The organism is Moraxella sp., assembly GCF_024227015.1.
In the GTDB taxonomy this organism is placed as follows: domain Bacteria; phylum Pseudomonadota; class Gammaproteobacteria; order Pseudomonadales; family Moraxellaceae; genus Moraxella.
Window position 1 is genome coordinate 1 of the sequence record NZ_JAAELD010000375.1, and the last position, 985, is coordinate 985.

The following is a 985-nucleotide window of genomic DNA, read 5'->3' on the forward strand; positions in this document are numbered from 1 at the left end:
CCATTTATTTTTGTAGTTTTTCAACTTCTTTTTCAACTTCTTTTGACTCAGTTTTGACTTTTGAGAGTGCAGAATCAAATAAATCAGCGGTGATTGGTTGCACTTGATCCTCTAATCGTTGCCAATCTCTCTGACTCCATTTGTTCATACCGAGATGATAAGCCGCCGCCAAAGAATACACCGAGCAATCGAGTACCTCGTTGCGCTTATGTGAGGGTTTTACCCATTCTGTGCGTGGATGGCCTTTGTGATAGCGCGTGACTAATTTTTCCGCGGTGAGTTGTGCGTAAAATTCATCGTCTAATTCGGTAGAAAAATGCACCGATCCCGCGCCCTCATCCACACCAAAACGACCATACCAAACACTCTTTGCCGTGTCTGATCCCACCGGCCACAACTGCACACCACCACGAATGGTTTTACCTTTGATGCTAATATCTTGATTGGTTGGTCTGCCTACCACTGGGCGGTTGCGAGTGGATTGGCCTTTAATCGCAATAACATGGCGATGCTTGCGAAGCCTGCAAAAGTCATACACCATTTGCGTGTGATGTCCGCCGGTGTCAATCGCCACTGCTGATAGTTTGACCGCTGATCCGCTTTGATGATCCAACTCTAAATGCAACCATTCGTCCAACTCATCCCAAAGTTTTGGGCTTGCCGGATCACCAAAAAACACTTGATAATCAATCGCCCAACTTTCCTCACCCTTGCCGAACGCCCAAATCACCGCCTCAAGTCTGTTGTCTTGCACGTCCACCCCGCAAGTGGCCACCAATGCACCCATTGGCAAAGTGCGCAATGGATAATCTTCAGCGCGTTTTCTTAAATCGTTCATATCCACGCGGTTTGATTCCTCATCCCAACACTCGCCCAAAGCAGTATTGATGAATGTTTTTAAAAGGTGCGGATCTTGTTGTGCATCCAGCCATTTTTGCACTTCGCCGCTCATTACATGCGAGGCGAAATCCAAGGCCTGCAGCAA

General features: G+C 47.3%; 1 protein-coding gene. It reads right to left on the reverse strand.

Features of this window, described 5'->3' with window-relative positions:
• Positions 1–4 precede the first annotated feature (4 nt).
• Positions 5–985, reverse strand: a 981-nt coding sequence (locus GY683_RS08755; protein WP_297288362.1) for a terminase gpA endonuclease subunit, incomplete at its 5' end; no start/stop codon positions are given.